The 988-nt window shown below is 62.0% G+C and carries 1 protein-coding gene and 1 pseudogene; one reads left to right on the top strand and one right to left on the bottom strand.

Annotated features, from left to right (window positions below):
• A pseudogene (locus EN893_RS35560) lies at positions 1-362 on the bottom strand (flagellar biosynthetic protein FliO); the annotation flags it as partial.
• Positions 363-585: 223 nt separating this feature from the next.
• Between EN893_RS35560 and EN893_RS35555 the strand changes: the two are divergent.
• Positions 586-988 (top strand): PAS domain-containing protein (locus EN893_RS35555; RefSeq protein ID WP_128362246.1); only part of this gene is annotated, 403 nt, incomplete at its 3' end.

Below are 988 nucleotides of genomic sequence, written 5' to 3'. Positions count from 1 at the left end.
GCCGGGGCCGCGGTGGCCGGGACCGGCTGCAAGCCACCGTCTCCAGTCAATGCCGGCCGGCGTAGCGCCGAAAGTCGGATATCGCGCTCGACGACGACGTCAGTCGGGCCGCCGATCAGAAGCAGGTGCTCGATATCGTCACGGCGTATCAGCACCAACCTGCGATGGCTGTCGACGGCGGTGGCATCCATGACGGCCAGTCGCGTCTTGCGGTTCCGGCCACCGGCGACGAAGGTTCCGAATGTCAGGTTGCGCACCAGCTTTATGATGACGAGAACGATGACCAGCAGGACAAGCGCTGCAAACGTCCACAACAATGCTGCGGCATAACCGGGACCTGCCACGCTATCGAGCCATTGCATTGGGTTCCCCTGATCGCCCTTGGAAGTGACGAGACACTAGACCGTTGCAGCGGGCCACCGCAAGTTGCGTTTCACGCCGGTGAACAGCTAGAAAAACTCCGAAGCCCGGAAGACATCATTTTTATCCGACATTTGCCGCCCAGGCCTTTTCCGGACTAGGAGAATGTGATTCAACCCGCTAGGGGCGGGTGTCGGAACACCGGAATTCACGAGCAGGGGGCACATGGCCAAGGAAGCGCGCGGCGATTTCTATCCGGTACCGATCGTCGACCAGAATACGCGACCCGGCGCGGTCACCCGGCTTATCATTTTCATCGTCGTTCTGACGGGGGCGGCGATCGTCTTCGGGCTTTTCCGCGAGCGCCTCGGCGATCCTTTCCTGCTCGGCATGCTCGGCGTGCTGGCGATGATCGGCGTCGGCTTCCTGTTCGCGACGGCGATCGGCTTCGTGCAGGTCACGCCACGCTCGACAGGCGACGAACTGTCGAAATCCTTCGTCGATTCGATGTCGCAGGGGCTTCTCGTCACCGACACCAAGGGCCGCGTCGTCTACGCCAATCGCGCCTATGCGGATATGACCGGAGCATCGTCCGCTGCCGACCTGAAGACCGTCGAGGGACTGTCTC

The organism is Mesorhizobium sp. M7A.F.Ca.CA.004.04.2.1, from assembly GCF_004022825.1.
GTDB lineage: Bacteria > Pseudomonadota > Alphaproteobacteria > Rhizobiales > Rhizobiaceae > Mesorhizobium.
Note: the sequence above shows the minus strand (reverse complement) of the source record. Positions and strands in the feature narration are given on the sequence as shown.